19 protein-coding genes are annotated in these 14,913 nt (G+C 71.5%); 12 read left to right on the top strand and 7 right to left on the bottom strand.

The features are described from left to right. The first annotated feature begins 11 nt into the window (after positions 1-11). Both ACZ7LT_RS06375 and cynS read left to right on the top strand, forming a co-directional pair. Positions 12-611 carry a carbonic anhydrase gene (locus ACZ7LT_RS06375; RefSeq protein WP_471234842.1) on the top strand — a complete coding sequence of 200 codons (600 nt, stop codon included), beginning with the start codon at positions 12-14 and terminating at the stop codon, positions 609-611. 95 nt (positions 612-706) lie between these two features. Beyond that, the gene (gene cynS, locus ACZ7LT_RS06370; protein ID WP_471234841.1) at positions 707-1,177 is read left to right on the top strand and encodes a cyanase; all 471 of its coding nucleotides are present in this window, start codon (positions 707-709) and stop codon (positions 1,175-1,177) included. A gap of 77 nt (positions 1,178-1,254) precedes the next feature. On the opposite strand, the gene ACZ7LT_RS06365 is transcribed toward cynS, so the two are convergent. Together ACZ7LT_RS06365 and ACZ7LT_RS06360 are read right to left on the bottom strand one after the other, a co-directional pair. Continuing rightward, positions 1,255-2,508, bottom strand: coding sequence for an MFS transporter (locus ACZ7LT_RS06365; RefSeq protein ID WP_471234840.1), 1,254 nt, complete (start codon positions 2,506-2,508; stop codon positions 1,255-1,257). Continuing rightward, a complete protein-coding gene (locus ACZ7LT_RS06360; RefSeq protein WP_471234839.1) occupies positions 2,499-2,999 on the bottom strand; it encodes a MarR family winged helix-turn-helix transcriptional regulator in 501 nt (166 codons plus the stop codon). Before ACZ7LT_RS06360 ends, ACZ7LT_RS06365 begins: the two co-directional genes overlap by 10 nt. 160 nt (positions 3,000-3,159) lie before the next feature. Between ACZ7LT_RS06360 and ACZ7LT_RS06355 the strand changes: the two genes are divergently transcribed. After that, positions 3,160-4,017, top strand: coding sequence for an alpha/beta fold hydrolase (locus tag ACZ7LT_RS06355; protein WP_471234838.1), 858 nt, complete (start codon positions 3,160-3,162; stop codon positions 4,015-4,017). Between the two features lie 123 nt (positions 4,018-4,140). Here ACZ7LT_RS06355 and ACZ7LT_RS06350 read toward each other — a convergent pair whose 3' ends face one another. Continuing rightward, complete coding sequence (locus ACZ7LT_RS06350; RefSeq protein ID WP_471234837.1) at positions 4,141-5,061, bottom strand: GlxA family transcriptional regulator; 921 nt, start codon at positions 5,059-5,061, stop codon at positions 4,141-4,143. Between the two features lie 180 nt (positions 5,062-5,241). Between ACZ7LT_RS06350 and ACZ7LT_RS06345 the strand changes: the two genes are divergently transcribed. The 8 genes from ACZ7LT_RS06345 (at position 5,242) to ACZ7LT_RS06310 (ending at position 11,623) form a co-directional block, all read left to right on the top strand. Then, complete coding sequence (locus tag ACZ7LT_RS06345; protein WP_471234836.1) at positions 5,242-6,066, top strand: dienelactone hydrolase family protein; 825 nt, start codon at positions 5,242-5,244, stop codon at positions 6,064-6,066. 217 nt (positions 6,067-6,283) lie between these two features. After that, positions 6,284-6,787 carry a MarR family winged helix-turn-helix transcriptional regulator gene (locus ACZ7LT_RS06340; RefSeq protein ID WP_471234835.1) on the top strand — a complete coding sequence of 168 codons (504 nt, stop codon included), beginning with the start codon at positions 6,284-6,286 and terminating at the stop codon, positions 6,785-6,787. Then, a complete protein-coding gene (locus ACZ7LT_RS06335; protein WP_471234834.1) occupies positions 6,784-7,251 on the top strand; it encodes a MarR family transcriptional regulator in 468 nt (155 codons plus the stop codon). The genes ACZ7LT_RS06340 and ACZ7LT_RS06335 overlap by 4 nt, the downstream gene beginning before the upstream one ends. 110 nt (positions 7,252-7,361) lie before the next feature. Continuing rightward, on the top strand, positions 7,362-7,934 hold the full coding sequence (locus tag ACZ7LT_RS06330) for an RNA polymerase sigma factor (protein ID WP_471234833.1): 573 nt from the start codon (positions 7,362-7,364) through the stop codon (positions 7,932-7,934). Between the two features lie 20 nt (positions 7,935-7,954). Beyond that, on the top strand, positions 7,955-8,899 hold the full coding sequence (locus ACZ7LT_RS06325) for a zf-HC2 domain-containing protein (RefSeq protein WP_471234832.1): 945 nt from the start codon (positions 7,955-7,957) through the stop codon (positions 8,897-8,899). After that, positions 8,896-9,672, top strand: a complete 777-nt coding sequence (locus tag ACZ7LT_RS06320; protein WP_471234831.1) for an ABC transporter ATP-binding protein — start codon at positions 8,896-8,898, stop codon at positions 9,670-9,672. The genes ACZ7LT_RS06325 and ACZ7LT_RS06320 overlap by 4 nt, the downstream gene beginning before the upstream one ends. Next, the gene (locus ACZ7LT_RS06315) at positions 9,669-11,018 is read left to right on the top strand and encodes a hypothetical protein (protein ID WP_471234830.1); all 1,350 of its coding nucleotides are present in this window, start codon (positions 9,669-9,671) and stop codon (positions 11,016-11,018) included. The genes ACZ7LT_RS06320 and ACZ7LT_RS06315 overlap by 4 nt, the downstream gene beginning before the upstream one ends. After that, on the top strand, positions 11,015-11,623 hold the full coding sequence (locus tag ACZ7LT_RS06310; RefSeq protein WP_471234829.1) for a hypothetical protein: 609 nt from the start codon (positions 11,015-11,017) through the stop codon (positions 11,621-11,623). The genes ACZ7LT_RS06315 and ACZ7LT_RS06310 overlap by 4 nt, the downstream gene beginning before the upstream one ends. A gap of 113 nt (positions 11,624-11,736) precedes the next feature. Here the strand turns inward: ACZ7LT_RS06310 and ACZ7LT_RS06305 are convergent, their stop codons facing one another. From ACZ7LT_RS06305 to ACZ7LT_RS06295, 3 genes are all read right to left on the bottom strand, one after another. Continuing rightward, positions 11,737-12,090 carry a PRC-barrel domain-containing protein gene (locus ACZ7LT_RS06305; RefSeq protein WP_471234828.1) on the bottom strand — a complete coding sequence of 118 codons (354 nt, stop codon included), beginning with the start codon at positions 12,088-12,090 and terminating at the stop codon, positions 11,737-11,739. Between the two features lie 185 nt (positions 12,091-12,275). Next, positions 12,276-12,593 carry a DUF6087 family protein gene (locus ACZ7LT_RS06300; RefSeq protein ID WP_471234827.1) on the bottom strand — a complete coding sequence of 106 codons (318 nt, stop codon included), beginning with the start codon at positions 12,591-12,593 and terminating at the stop codon, positions 12,276-12,278. A 257-nt stretch (positions 12,594-12,850) separates the two neighbouring features. Further along, positions 12,851-13,183 (bottom strand): DUF6463 family protein, encoded by a 333-nt coding sequence (locus tag ACZ7LT_RS06295; RefSeq protein WP_471234826.1) that lies wholly within the window; start codon positions 13,181-13,183, stop codon positions 12,851-12,853. Positions 13,184-13,295: 112 nt separating this feature from the next. Between ACZ7LT_RS06295 and ACZ7LT_RS06290 the strand changes: the two genes are divergently transcribed. Continuing rightward, positions 13,296-13,874, top strand: a complete 579-nt coding sequence (locus ACZ7LT_RS06290) for a TetR/AcrR family transcriptional regulator (RefSeq protein WP_471234825.1) — start codon at positions 13,296-13,298, stop codon at positions 13,872-13,874. A 307-nt stretch (positions 13,875-14,181) separates the two neighbouring features. Here the strand turns inward: ACZ7LT_RS06290 and ACZ7LT_RS06285 are convergent, their stop codons facing one another. Next, positions 14,182-14,817, bottom strand: a complete 636-nt coding sequence (locus tag ACZ7LT_RS06285; RefSeq protein WP_471234824.1) for a LysE family translocator — start codon at positions 14,815-14,817, stop codon at positions 14,182-14,184. Positions 14,818-14,913: the final 96 nt, after the last annotated feature.

Below are 14,913 nucleotides of genomic sequence, written 5' to 3'. Positions count from 1 at the left end.
GGGAGCCGAAGGTGTCGCGTGCCCACGGAATCGACCGCTTCCAGCGGGAGGTCTTCCCCGCCAAGGCCGGGCTCTTCGCCCACCTGGCCACCAGCCACGAGCCCGGCACGCTGTTCATCAGCTGCTCGGACGCGCGCGTCGTGCCCGAGCTGATCACCCAGACCGAGCCCGGCGAGCTGTTCGTCATCCGCACCGCCGGCAACCTCGTTCCCGCGTACGCCCCGGGCCCGGACGGGGTGGCCGCCGGCGTCGAGTACGCGGTTGCCGTCCTGGGCGTTACGGACATCATCGTCTGCGGGCATTCGGCCTGCGGCGCCATGACCGCCCTGGCCGAAGGCCACGACCTGACCGACGCACCGGCCGTTGCCGACTGGCTCCGCCACGCCGATGCCTCCCGGGCCCGTACGCCGGCCCCGGCAGCGGGCGAGGACGCGGTCGCGGCCTTGGTGCGGCAGAACGTCGCCGCGCAGCTGGCGAACCTGACCACGCACCCCGCCGTAGCCCGTGGCCTCGCCGACGGCAGCGTGCGGCTGCACGGCTGGGTCTTCGACATCCCCACCGGCACCGTCGAAGAACTCGCCACCGGCGCCCGCCCGGCCCGCGCAGCCTGAACCCCTTTGATCTCGTCCAGGGCAACCCCGCCCCGGACGCCCACGAACCCGCCGCCCCCGCTTCGGTGGACGGGCCCCCTGAAAGGAAGCCCCTCATGGTGCACGCCCAGTTCGACAACGGTGCCCGACAGCAGCTCGCGATCGCCGCGGTCGAGGCCAAGACCCGCAAGGACCTTTCCTGGCAGCGGATCGCCGACGCCGCGGGCCTTTCGGTCGCGTACGTCACCGCCGCCGTACTCGGCCAGCACGCCCTGCCGGAGACGTCCGCCAAGGCGGTCGCCGAGCTGCTGGAACTGGACGAGGACGCGGCGATGCTCTTCCAGACGATCCCGACCCGCGGCTCCATCGGGGGCGGTATCCCGACCGACCCGACGATCTACCGCTTCTACGAGATGTTCCAGGTCTACGGCACCACCCTCAAGGCGCTGGTTCACGAGCAGTTCGGGGACGGCATCATCTCGGCGATCAACTTCACACTGGACGTGAAGAAGATCGCCGATCCTGAGGGCGGCGAGCGCGCGGTCATCACCCTCGACGGCAAGTACCTGCCCACCAAGCCCTTCTGAGCATCCAGGCAGGACAGCCCTCCAAGGGCGGGCCGGACGACCATGTCTCGTACCGGTCTCACGGCCAACCGGGGTGATTACGCTTTGCTGTTCAAGCAGGACGGTTCTGCGCCCGCAGAACGGCGCAGGTCAGCCGTGGTGGCGCCCACCAGGGCGACGGCGCCGAGGCATAGCAGGCCACCGGTGACGAGGGCTGTCGCTCCCGAGGTGGCGTCTGCGACGAGGCCGCCGCGCATGTTGCCGATGTCGGGCCCGGCTTGCCCGACGATCTGTTCAGCAGCGCCGATGCGGCCAAGTAGCTCCTGGGGGGTGTGCAACTGGACGACGGTGCTCCGGGATACGACGGAGACGGTGTCGGCCGCCCCGGCTATGACGAGGAAGGCCAAACCGACCCATGGGTCGGATGACATGCCGAACAGCGTCAACGCCACACCCCAGGTGGCGGATCCGCCCAGCATGACCAGGCCGGGGCGGGGCAGCCGGGTGAAGGTCCCGGAGAAGAGGGACGCCGCGACGCCGCCGACGGCCATGGCGGTGAGGAACAGTCCGAGAGTCCGCGGGTCGCCGCCGAATCGTTCGGCGTTGATCAAGGGAAACAGGCTGATGGGCATCGACAGCACGGTGGTGGCCAGGTCCGTGAGCAGGGCTGCGCGGATGATGGGAGTGCGGCCCAAGAAAGCCAGACCGTCCAGCACTCCGCCCAGGCCAGGCCGTGCGGGCTCCTCTCCGGGGCTCATGCGCGGCAAGCTGAACGCACCGTAGAGCGCGGCGACGAAGGTGAGGGCGTCGATCAGGTAGCAACCGCCGACTCCCAGTGCGCCCACGATCAGTCCGCCCAGCGCGGGACCGATCAGCATGGCGCCCTGGAAGGCGATTCGGCTCAGCGCCAGTCCCGCTGCCAGTTGGTGCTTCGGCAGCAGGTGCGGAATGAAGGTGCGCGAAGCCGGGCCGCTGCCCGCGACGAAGCAGGACTGGGCTGCGACCAGCCCCAGCACACCGCCGACCGGAAGGTGCCCGAGGAATCCCTGCAGCGCGAGGAGGAGCGAACAGACGGCTTGCCCGCCGGTCGTGAGCAGATAGAACCTCCGGCGGTCCACCCGGTCGACGAGCGACCCGGCGAAGAGTCCGAGCGCGACGAGTGGAATCGCCTGTGCCAGCCCGACGGCGCCCGTCCAGGTGGTGCTCTTCGTCATCTGCCACACCTGGAACATCACGGCGACGAGTGTCATCTGGCTGCCGAATCCAGACAGCGTCTGGCCGAGCCACAACCGCCGGAACGCTGGTGACGACCGCAGCGGAGTGACGTCGAGCAGTGTGCGCCTCAGCCCCATGTGGGGTCCTCCGCCAGCTTCTCGGCGATCCGCTCGTGGAAACTCTTGCGCTCAAGGGCCTGCTCGATGTCGGTGACGACCCGGGAGAGCGGGTAGGGGATCTCAGCCTCAAGGTCGGCGAGGGCAGCCTCGGTGGCGCGCCACTCCGCCGCCAGGCGGCCGACGACGCGGCGGGCCTTGTCGGTGAGCGTCACCTTCTTGCTGCGCGCGTCGTCGCCCGGGATGGTCTCCACCCAGCCGGCCGCGCGCATCGCGGTGACCTTCTGGCTGAGTGCCGAATGGGTGCGGTGGACCGACTCGGCCAGTTCGGTGATGGTCATCGGTCCGCGGGCGTGGAGCCGGAGCAGCTCCATGACGAAGCTCGGTTTGAGCCCCTCGATCTGTTCTTCGGAGTAGATCCGGGCGATGTCGGCGTCCATCGACGCCTGGAGGAGACGCAAGGGCCGCCAGAGGCTCTGCTGCGTCGGGTCGAGTGCATGAGGGTCGGCCATGGGCGCATCGTAACAGCGCTTATATAAGTGCTGTTGCTTTTTTTGCCGCGCCGGCGTCGTTGCGTCGGCAGGCCGGGCGCCGGAGCGCGCACCCGCTGGTGATCAATGATCAACTACGGTGGCAACGATCAAGCTTCGACGAAAAGGTGAGTAGAAACTGATGCAACCGACGTTCGTACTGGTTCACGGAGCCTTCGCGAATTCCTTCTCCTTCGCACCGCTCCAGGCCGAACTCGGCCTCCTCGGGCACCGTTCGGTCGCCGTCGACCTGCCCGGCCACGGATTCGGGGCGACCTACACCCGCGCCTATCAGGCGCCGCAGGACCTCGAAGAGTTCGCCACGACGCCCGGCTCGATCAAGGGGGTCACGCTCGCCGACAACGCCGCGCACCTGATAGGGATCCTGGAACGGGCCAAGCGGAATGGGCCCGTGATCCTTGTCGCCCACAGCCGCGCCGGCGTCACGGTCACGGCCGTGGCCAACGCGCGCCCTGACCTGATCGACCGCATCGTCTACGTCTCGGCCTGGTGCCCGGTGGCTCTCGAAGCCGGCGCCTACTACGCCGAGCCGGAGATGGCCTCGGTCGACGCCGCTTCCCTGGCCTCGGCGATGACCGGCAACCCCGCCGAACTCGGCCTGCTCCGCGTCAACTTCCGCACCGCGGATCCGGACGTGCTCGCGGCGCTGAAGGCGGCCTTCCTCGCCGACGGCACCGACGAGGAGTTCCTGACCTTCCTCAACACCTTCCAGCCTGACGAGAACCTGGACTTCGGCACCTCCACCGACCGGGCGCAGGCAGCCACGTGGGGCCGCATCCCGAAGACCTTCATCCGCCTGGCCGACGACACGAGCATGCCGCTCGCCATGCAGGACCGGCTGATCCGCGAGGGCAACGAGCTGACGCCGGACAACCCCTACGATGTCCGCACTCTCGAGGGCAGCCACCTGAAGTGGCTGGTCGACCCGGCACCGGCGGCCCAGGTCCTCGGCGAACTCGCCGCGCTCACGGCCCCGTAGTACAGCCGGGGCGATGGCGCGCCGGCGGTGCCGGGCGGGGGACTGTACGGCCCGGCACCGCCGTCGAGGGCGGTTTCGAAGAGGGCGGAGCCAGGGTCGACGACGAGACGGCCGCGGCAAAGCTCATCCTCGGCTCACGCCGTGGTGGCCGCCGCGGCGGTGGAACATCGCGCGGTACTCCCTCGGCCGCTGGCCCGTATGTCTCGCGAAGATGCCGCTGAACGCCCCGGGGTCGCGGTACCCGACGTCGGCGGCAATGCCGGCGATCGTCATGTCCGTTGTCTCCAGCAGGTGCCTGGCGCGACGTACCCGTACGGTCTGCAGGTACGCGAGTGGCGTCTCGCCGGCTTCGTCGCCGAAGCGACGGAGCAGGGTCCTCGTGCTGACGTGGAACTCCTGGGCGAGGCTGGGCAGGTCATAGCGAGCACTGAGGTGCTGGTCGAGCCACCGCTTGACGCTGAGGGAGAACTCCCTGCCCACAGTGGGGATGAGCCCCGAGTCGACGTACGGAGCCTGCGTGGAACGTGCGTCGTCGACAAGCGCGATACGCGCCGTGCTCCGGGCGACACGGGGGCCGTCGTGCTCACGGATGAACCGCAGCGCGAAGTCGTACATGGCGCTGAAGGCCGCCGTGGTCGTCACCCCCCGGTCGGTCACGACCAGCTTCTCCGGGCGGAGGCGCACGTCGGCGTACCGGCGGGCGAACCGATCCGCGAACAGCCACGACGTGGTCGCTTCGCGCCCGCCGAGCAGCCCGGCTTCAGCGACCAGGAAGGCGCCCACGCAGATCGATACGACAGCGGTCCCCGACGCCGCCTGCGATCGGATCGACGCCACTTCCGGTCCCAGCTCGGCGAGCGTCGCGTCGAGATCGAGCGTGGGCGACAGCTCGAAGCCCGGCACGATCAGGACATCCACGGGCCGAACCGCCGAGACGTCGAGAGCCGAACCACCGGACGCGAGCACACGCCGCCGGGGCGAGACGACCTTCGACTCGTAGGCCGGCTCGGCCGACCCGTGCGCCGCGGCGACGTGAGTGGCCATGGCCAGGAGGTCGGGGACTCCGTACACCTCCGACGCGAAGCAGCCAGGGTAAGCCAGCACTCCCACTCGCAGCGGACTCATGCGACCCCTCCCGCGCTTCGAACGGGTGGCGATATTACCGGGATATGTGGCGATGCCGCCGCTTCTCAGGAGTGCGGCGCGCTCGTCATCATCTCGGTCATGACAATCATGCGAGGTCAGAGCGACCCCTTGGACGACTTCTCACGGAGAACCGTCAGCGTCGATGACGTCGACAAAACCGTGTACGTGGCCGGGGCGGGACCGGCCGTCATCCTCATGCCCGAGATGCCGGGCATCAGCCCCGACGTCGCGCGGTTCGCGCGTTGGGTGCGCGATGCCGGCTTCTCCGTGTACCTGCCCTCGCTCTTCGGCGTCGACGGTGCCTATCCGCTCGCCGAGGCGCGCGAGACCGTCGTTCGACGCGCGTGCGTCAGCGCCGAGTTCCGAGCCTTCGCCGGTGGCGGCACAAGCCCCGTCGTCACATGGCTGCGCGGCCTCGCCCGCCTGGCGCACGCCGAGCGCGGCGGGCCCGGCGTCGGTGCCGTAGGCCTCTGTTTCACCGGCAACTTCGCCTTGACCATGGCGCTCGAACCCGCTGTCATCGCGCCAGTGGTCAACCACCCGTCGCTGCCCCTGGATGACCCCGGCGGTCTGGAACTCAGCGACGAGGACGCCGCTGCGGTGGCTGAACGCGTAACGCGAGACGGATTGAAGGTTCTCGCCTACCGCTTCGACAACGACAGATGGTGCACCGGCCAGCGGTTCGCGGCTTACCGGGCGCTGCTCGGGGACGCATTCGACGGCCGCGTACTCCAACCCGAGACGGCGAACACGAACCCTCCGCCCTTCTTCCGCGATGTCGTCGGCTGCGCCCACAGCGTCGTCACGGCCCACCTCGTCGACGAGGCCGGCCACCCCACCATGCAGGCACGGGACGAGATCATCGCCTTCCTGGCGGAGCGGCTCGGGACGCGGCCGGAATAGGCCCTGGGCGCTCCGGCACAACCACCCGTTGCCCGCAGGCCGCGCAGCCGGAATCCGGCGGCCATGCGGTCCACGCGCCGGTTCAGGGCCGCTTACGTGAGGCGGGTGTCGCCGTGCACGAGCGCGGTCCGTGGTCCGGGCCCGCCCGTTGGGGACGCGCCGTCAGCCCATCCGAAAATAGTAGCCATGGACATAGTAGCCATGTACTCTATTTGGCATGAGCAAGGGTTCACCGGGCCCCACGCCCGGCTTCCTGGTGTGGCGGCTCGCCAACAAGTGGCGCGTCGCGGTCGATCGCGCGGTGGCTCCGCTGGGCCTCACCCACGCGCAGTACGTACTGGTCGCGTCGCTGCACGGCATGCAGCGCGCCGGCGAGCGCCCCAGTCAGCGCCGACTCGCCGACCGCACCGGCCTGGAGGCGCTGTACGTCTCGAAGCTGGCGCGCGCCCTGGAGTCGGCCGGCCTGATCGAGCGCACCCGCGATCCCCGCGACCCGCGCGCCGTACAGCTCGCCCTCACCGAGCAGGGCCAGACCGTCACGCGGCAGGCCATCGCGGTGGTCCAGGAACTGCTACAGCAGTTGCTGGAGCCGCTCGGCGGCCTCGACGCCCCGCGGACGCGCGCGTTCACCGACGAGCTGACGACCCTGCTCGACGCACCTCTCGCTCCATTCGCTCCATCCGTACCGAACGACGAGAGCACTAAGGGGACAACACCATGACCACCACCGCATCCACGACCACTGCATCCGTCGCCGACTCCCGCGCCCTCGGCCTGGCCCACTACGCCGCCCGCGGCGTCCTGGAGCACGTCCTGACCCGGCACGGCATGACCTTCCAGGAGCAGATCGCCCTGCGCGCCGCCGTCACCGCCGACGCCCCGCGCACGCCGGACGACCTGGTCACCCAGGTCCGGGGCTCGCTGAAGGCCGATCCGGCCGACATCCGTGCCTCTCTCGACGAGCTGCTGGCCAAGCAGCTGCTCGTCGCGGACGGCGCGCACCTTCGCCCCACGGATGCGGGGCGCGAGCTGCTCGCCGCCGTCGGCGCGGAGATCGCCCCCGTCAGCGCCCGCGTCTGGGGCGGCATACCCGCCGAGGACCTGGCCGCCGCCGGCCGCGTCCTCGCCCTGGTCACCGAGCGCGCCAACGCGGAGCATGCGGCGCTGACCGCCTCCACCGCCTGACTGTCCAGCCCTCCACCCAGCCCCGGTGCGCCCGTACTCCCGGCTGGGTGATCTGGAACACGTCCCCGGAAACGTGAACCAGCCGGCGTCGTGCGGGCGATAGAGAGGGCGTGAGACTGCTGCGCCCCACAGGGGGAGATCCTGACGACGACGCGGCGCTGCTGCGCGCGGTCGCGCGCGGTGACGCGGAGGCCCTGGCGACGCTGTACGACCGGCACTCCGGCTGGCTGCACGCCCGCCTGACCCGCCGCTGCGGCGACCCCGAGACCGTACGCGAGGTGCTCCAGGACACGTTCGTGACGGTCTGGCGCTCGGCGGGGACCCACCGGGGCGGAGAGGCGGGCGGCTGGCTGTGGGTGATCGCGGCGCGGCGGCTGGTCGATGCCTTGCGCGCCGCGGAACGCACCGACCGGATGCCCGCGGTCGCGCCGGCGCCCCCGGCGCCCTCCGCCGAGGACCGGGTCCTCGCGGGACTTGAGTACGGGGACGTGGGCGCCGCGCTCGACCGTATCTCGCCCGAACTGCGGGAGGTGCTGCGAGCGACGGTCGTCGACGGGCTGACGACCCGTGAGACCGCGCGTCTGCTCGGCATCCCCGAGGGCACGGTGAAAAGCCGCGCCCTGCGGGCCCGCCGCGAACTGCGCGCCGCACTCGGCCCGGCCGCGCTGGGAGGTCTCGCATGAGGCCTGGCAAGAGTTCCGGCATGAGGGCTGACATCAGCGCCACGCCCTGGCATGTGACCGACGCTCAGGCCGCGTCCTACGCCGCCGGTTCGGCGCCGGAGACGGACGCCTGGTCGCTGGAGAAGCACGTCGAGTCCTGCGGCGGCTGCGCGGCTCGCGTCTCCGCCGCCGTCCGCGCGACCACCGCGGGGCCGGAGCTGGCCGCGATCCGCGCGTCGCTCCTGACCGCGGCCATGACGCCCCGAGCCGTCACGGGGCGGCTCGGGGGTGTGGACGCCGGCGGCCACAGCCCGTCTGCGCGCCCGGGCGTGACCCACTTCGCGCGCGCGGGCAGGACCCACTTCGCCGCCCGCGCGCTGTGGGCGGCGGGGCCCGCGGTGCGAGGGGCCTGGGTGGTGGCCGTGGTGCTCGTCGGCGCGGCGGCCGTCGCCCTCGCATACGGGGCCGGTTACGGCGCCGCGCGCCAAGTGCTGCTCGCTGTGGCGCCGGTTCTGCCGCTCGCCGGTGTCGCGGTGTCGTACGGGCGTCACGCGGACCCGATGTACGAGATCGGGGCGTCGACGCCCGCCGGCGGACTCCGGCTGCTGCTGACCCGTACGGCGGCCGTGCTCGCGGTGAGCGTGCCGCTGCTGACGGCGGCCGGGGCCGTCCTGCCCGGCGGGTCCGGCGGCCCGGGCGCCGCGGCCTGGCTGCTGCCGGGCCTCGCACTGACGCTGGCGACACTGGCGCTCGGCTCGTTCGTCGGGTGCCGCGCGGCCGCGACCACCCTCTCCACCGCGTGGCTGCTCGCGGTGGCCGGCCCGGTCGTCGGCCGGCCGGACACCGACTCCCTGCCGCTCGCCGCCGACCTCGTACGTCTCCTGTCCGGCGCCGCAGCCCAGGGCGCCTGGGCGGCGGGCGCGGTGGTGTGCGCGGGACTGCTCGTCCTGCGGCGCCGTTCCTTCGACCTCATGGAGCCCCGATGACCACGACCGTGGCGGTGCGCGCACTGACCGTCCGGCACCGCAGAACCGTCGCGCTGAACGCCGTCGACCTGGACTTCGGTACCGGCGTGCACGGTCTGCTCGGCCCCAACGGCGCGGGCAAGACCTCCCTGATCCGGGTCCTGGCGACCGTCGCCGCACCGGCCGGCGGGCGGATCGAACTGCTCGGCCGGGACGTGGGCGCGCACCGGGAACGGTCGGCGGTACGGCGCGCGCTGGGCTACCTGCCACAGGAGTTCGGCCACTATCCCGGCTTCACGGTCCGGGAGTTCGTCTCGTACGTCGCGTGGCTGAAGGAGATGCCGGCCGCGCGGGTTCCGGCGGCGGTGGAACGCGCGGTGGAACGGGTCGGGCTCGCGGACCGGATCGACACGAAGATGAAGACGCTGTCGGGAGGCATGGTGCGGCGCGCCGGCATCGCGCAGGCGATCGTGAACGAGCCGGAACTGCTGCTGCTCGACGAGCCGACAGCCGGGCTCGACCCTGAGCAGCGCGTCGAGTTCAGAGCGCTCCTGCGCGACCTGGGCGCCACCTCGACCGTCATCGTCTCCACCCATCTGGTCGAGGACGTGGCGGCGGCCTGCCAGGAGGTGACGCTGATCGAATCCGGCCGGATCGCCTACCGGGGGACGACGGCCGAACTGACCGCCCTGGGCCGGGACAGCGGCGACGACTCCGACGGCAACGCCATCGAACGCGGCTACACCGCCGCCCTGTGCGCCCACCGGGCGTCCCTTGCGGAGGCCGCCCGATGACCGCCGCCTCCGCCCCCGACCCCGTCCTCGACAACGCCGCGCCCGCTCCGGCCCCCGCACGCGCGCGTGCCCGTGCGGTCCGTCCCCTGTTCACCGAAATGCGCCGGGGAGTCGGGCCCTGGGCGGGCGCCGCGCTGGCGCTGACCGTCGCGATCGCGATGTACGGCAAGGCGGACTACGTCGACGGCTGGCAGAACCGCTGGGGCGAAGCCACGAGTCTGCTGCGGACCGCCGGGCTGCTCCTCGGCGGCCCGCTCGCGGTCGCCGCCGGATGCTGGCAGGGCGGCCGGGAACGACGCCGCGGTACGGGGGACTTGTGGGAGTCCACCGCCCGCCCACCGCTACGCCGTGCGCTGGTCGCCGCCGCGCCCGTCGCCCTCTGGCCGGCCCTCGGGTACCTCCTCGCCGCCACCGGCTGCCTGCTCGCCACCTGGCCGTACGTGAGCGCCGGGTGGCCCGACCTCCTGCTCGTCGTGGCCGACGCGATCGCACTGGCCGCCCTCGGTACGCTCGGCTTCGTCGCGGGCCGGGTGATCCCATGGCGGCTCACCGCCCCGCTGCTCGCCGCCGCGACCTACGTCGTCCTCGGCTTCCCCGCCTACGGGAACACGCCCTGGCAGTGGCTGGATCCCGCCATGGACCATCACTACAACTGGGACACGGCGGTGTGGTGGTTCGCCCCCGCCTCGATCGTGTGGACGGGCGGCCTGGGCCTCGCGGCGTTCCTCGGGTACGCGGCCCGGTGCCGGGTCATCGCCCTGCCCCCGCTGGCCGCCGCCTGCGCCGCCGCCGTGCTCATCGGTACCGGCAACGGCGGCCAGGGCCCGTGGCGTACGGACACGGCGGCCGCCCGCCTGGTCTGCGACGACGGCACGCCTCAGGTGTGCGTGACGGCCGTCGACCGCCGTCTGCTCCCTCAGGTCTCCGCCGCGCTCGCCGGTCTCAACGACGCGCTGCGGGGCGTTCCCGGCGCCCCCGCCCGGTGGGTGGACGGCCCGCGCCCGGCCGGTCCGGAGGAAGTGCTGCTGCCCACCCCGGCCTCCGACTCCCTGAGGGGCCGGCTCAGGGATCCGGGCGCGTACGCCCACGGCGCGGTCCAGTACCTGTTCTCCGAGTCCTGCGAGGACGAGGACTACGGGCACCCTGGCTGGGCGCGCGCCTCGGACGTCAACTCCGCCGTCATCCAGTGGCTCGCCCCCTCCGCCGCGTACGAGCCGGTGCTCACCGACCAGAGCCGGTCCGACCTCGCCCGGCTCAAGGCCAAGTCGCCTGCCGAACGGCGCGCGTATCTGGCGCGCTATCTCGCCGCCGACCGCTGCGAGGCCACGGAGGTGCCCGTCCCATGACCGCCTTCGTCCTCTACGCCCGCTCGCGGGTCCTGCCCGCCACCCTCGCCGTCCTCCTGGGCGCCGCGCTCGCCGCCGCCTGGAGCGCGCGGTGGCTCCAGGAGCGGCCCGAGTTCGACCACACCGCGCGCGTGCCGGTGGTCGTACTGGTACCGCTGCTCGCCGCATCCGCCGTCGGCACAAGCCTGTACACGCACAGCGACGAGCTGGACCGGACCGCCGTGCGGTCCTGGTGGCCGCGCCGGCTGACCCATCTGCTGGTGCTGACGGCCCTGTCCGCGGCCCTGCTGGCGCTGGCGGTCCCCGGCCGCCCCGACGCGTTCGGCGCGCCCGCGATGGTACGCAACGTGCTCGGCGCGACGGGGGTGACCGCGGCGGCGGCCGCGCTGTTCGGCGCCCGCCTGAGCTGGCTGCCGATGACCGTATACACGAGCGCCGTCTATCTCGCGGCCCCGCCCGTCCCCGGCGGCTACGCGGCTGTCTGGGCATGGACGATGCAGCCCGGCCCGCAGCGGGCGGCGTGGGCGGTGGCGCTGACCGCATTCGTGCTGGGTACGGGGCTGTTCGCGCTGCGGGGACCGCGCCCCGAACGCCGGGGGATGTGAGCGGACCGGGCCGCCGGAGAACCGCGCGAGCGTGGCGTGGGGCAGCCCCTCGTGCCGCCGCGGGCCCGGCCGGGGACTAGGCAGGACGTACAGGCCCGCGGGAAGCTGCCCTCCTACATGTGCGGCTGGTTGTAGTACCGGGCGAACTGCTCCAGGTACGTGGGCTCGCCGGTCTGCTTGACCTCGTCGAACTCCGGAGCGTCCTTGATCTGGTCCTTCGTCCGGTCGACGTAGACCTTCTCCTCGGTGATGTCGATCCGCTTGATGATCCCGGCCGGCAGCAGGACGTGCTTGCCGAAGATCCAGACTCCGGTGTCGACGACGATGTAAGAGGCGCCGACCTCCTCGGAATGCTTGCTGATCTTCCCGATGGCACCGTCGGTGGCCTCGACCTTGTAGCCGATCAGGTCAATCCCCTGCTGGAAGCCTGCAGCCGGGTGGTAGCCCCAGATGTCGAACTCGCTCACAGCGATACCTCTCCGATGGGTGACAGATCACGGATACCTGCCGGGGATACCTGCCGGATTTGACCTAACGGATAACGGAAGCCCGGAACACCCACCCGGCTGCCCACCGTCCCTCCGGCCATCCGGGTGACTCGTCCGGACGGGACGGGGCTGGGCCGGACCGGACCGAGGGGCAGACTTGACGGTCAGTGCTTGTCGGGTCGCGGAGCTTGGGGCTTGCGGTGTTTGCCGGTTCCCGGGCCGAGAGGGTTGGGTGCCGGCCCAGGAGTGAGGGAGGAGCCTTCTGCAGCGTCGGGGTAGAGGATGCGCTGTGCCTCTGCCAGGTTCGGCACGATGGAGTGCGGTTCCCAGGCATAGCCGTTCCATCGCTCGATGATGCGGGGCGCGTCGGGATTCACATGGGAGCCCCTCGGGCCTTCACCGCTGGTGACCGGCGCGGCGCGCAGTCGGCCGATCTTCGCGTCACGGCGCTCCGCCCAGTTCGACAGCGGCTCGTCGTCCATCGCGCTTCCCCACGGCTAGGCGGCTGTTCTCTCAGGAGGGTAGCGGCCAAGGCCGGTCCTGCCGGTCCTGATTGGTCAGGCGAGACGGTGCTGCCGACGCAGTGCCGGGTTGCCCCCGGTCCAACGCGTGTTGGCCTTGGATGGTGGGGAGCTGTACGGCTCCGCCCGCCCGGTCACGTAGATAGCCGCAGGACATGTGCGTCAACGTGTCCGCCAGCTCCCCAGGGTGAGCCCCGCCGCCGGCACACACAGACGACCTATGTGGAGGACACAGCCCGGTCCTTACCGGCCCTGATCAGCAGGACGGCCGGCACCAGCACCAGGATCACCGGCGTCGGCTCCATGATGGCCGCTCCCACGATCCCCCAGGCAGCGAGGACCCAGCCGATGGCCGGCGGTACGTGGACCTCGCGGCGCGCCAGGCTCAGCACGAGTGCGCCTAGCAGGATCAGCGGGAGCGCGAAACTCCCGATCGAGGCCCAGAAGGCGCCGGCGGCACCGGCGGGGTGTATGAACTCCTCGCGCGGCAGGTTCCACAGCGCGCCGGTCAACCAGTCCCCGAGGTACTGCGTGTTCTGTGCTCCCAGCACCACAAGATGCAGCGTTCCCAACGACTGCAGAATCCATCCAGCCCAGCGTGTCATGCGTCGCCCCCTTACGAAACCAACAGTTCCGAAACGACTAGTACCGTAACATGGTTGTATGGCACGACCCCGAGACTCCCGCGTGGACGAGGCGATCCTGACCGCCACGCGCGAACTGCTGGCGGAGAGCGGATACGCCGGACTCACCATGGACGCGGTGGCCGAGCGCGCCCGGATCGGCAAGGCCGCGATCTACCGGCGCCACGCCACCAAGCAGGAGATGGTCTTCGCGGCCGCCGTGCACGGCGCCGACCTGCCGGCCCCGCCCGACACCGGCACACTGCTCGGGGATCTGACCGCGCTGGTACAGGAGATCGTGGACCACCTGACCAACCCGGCCGCGGCCGCAGCGATCCCCGGGCTGATGGGCGACATCGCCGGCTCCCCGGAGCTGGCCGCGCGCTTCGAGGACACCATGGTCACGCGCCAGCAGCTGGGGATCGGGCAGCTCCTCGACCGGGCGGTCGCGCGTGGGGAGTTGACCGCCGCACCGGATGTGGCCCTGGTGCACGCCCTGGCGTCCGGGCCGGTCTTCGCCGTGATCTACGTCCAGAACCGCACACCGGAGCGGCTGCCCGAGCAACTGGGCGCGGTCCTCCACGCGGCACTGACCGCCGCCCCCTCGCCGACCGCATGAGATCTGCCGTGCGTCCTTGCTCGGGCCGGGCGTCCAAACGCTGCCGCACCGAGCGGCATAGGGAATTCACCTGAACGGAAGTCATTGCCGCGGCCACTCCCTCATCGGACGGCCCGCGCCTTCGGGCGCATGGGGTCTGTCAGCAGGTGGATAACTCGACAACGGTGTCTTGGGCAGCCGACCGCCACGGTGTTAAGCGCCTTGTCACCAGGCCCCTCAGCCGTATTCGGCTGCTGCGGCGCTTCCCGGACTCCTGCAGACAGAGGACAGCACTCCCGCGCGGCGGCGCCAGTGTGGCCGGAGGAGGTCAGTGGTGGGTGGCGGCGACGGTGATGCCCACGCCGATCAATGCGATTCCGCCCCCGCCACCGACCAGCGAGAGGCGGCGGTCCGAGCCAGCGAACCAGGTGCGGGCGGCCGAGGCGCCCAGTCCCCACAGGGTGTCGCAGAGCAGGCCGATGACAGCCGGGACGAGGCCCAGGATCATCATCTGGAGTGGGACGCGGCCGGCGTCGTGGTCCACGAACTGTGGCAGGACCGCGGCGAAGAAGACGAGGCCCTTCGGGTTGGTGACGCCGACGAGGAGTCCATCCAGGATCGTGCGCAGGTCGCTGCGTTTCTCGTCCGCCGTCAGAGTCACGTCGGCGCGCAGGCGGTCACGGTGGCGGAGAGCCTGTACGCCGAGGTAGATCAGGTAGGCGGCGCCGGCGAGTTTCACTGCCGTGAGGGTCGTGGCCGAGCCCTGGACCACGGTGCCCAGGCCCAGGGCCACGGCAAGCACGAGTGCGTAGCACCCCAGGAGGTTGCCCAGGACGGTGGCGAGGGCGGTGCGGCGGCCGTGGGCCAGGGCCCGGCCGATCACGAACAGGACGCTGGGTCCCGGGATGGCGATCACGACGAGCGACATCGCGGCGAACGCCAGAAGGTTCGAGGTGGACACCATGGGCCGGGTGCTTCCTTGGTTCGTGCGCGGTGCCGGTTCGGCACGGCGCAGTTGCTGTGCGGTGGATCGCCCCATTGGGCCGTGCGGCTCGGGGCG

The sequence above is a fragment of the Streptomyces sp. NPDC039465 genome, from assembly GCF_055639315.1.
The sequence above is the reverse complement of the archived record's forward strand: the minus strand, read 5'-3'. Positions and strand labels throughout refer to the sequence as shown.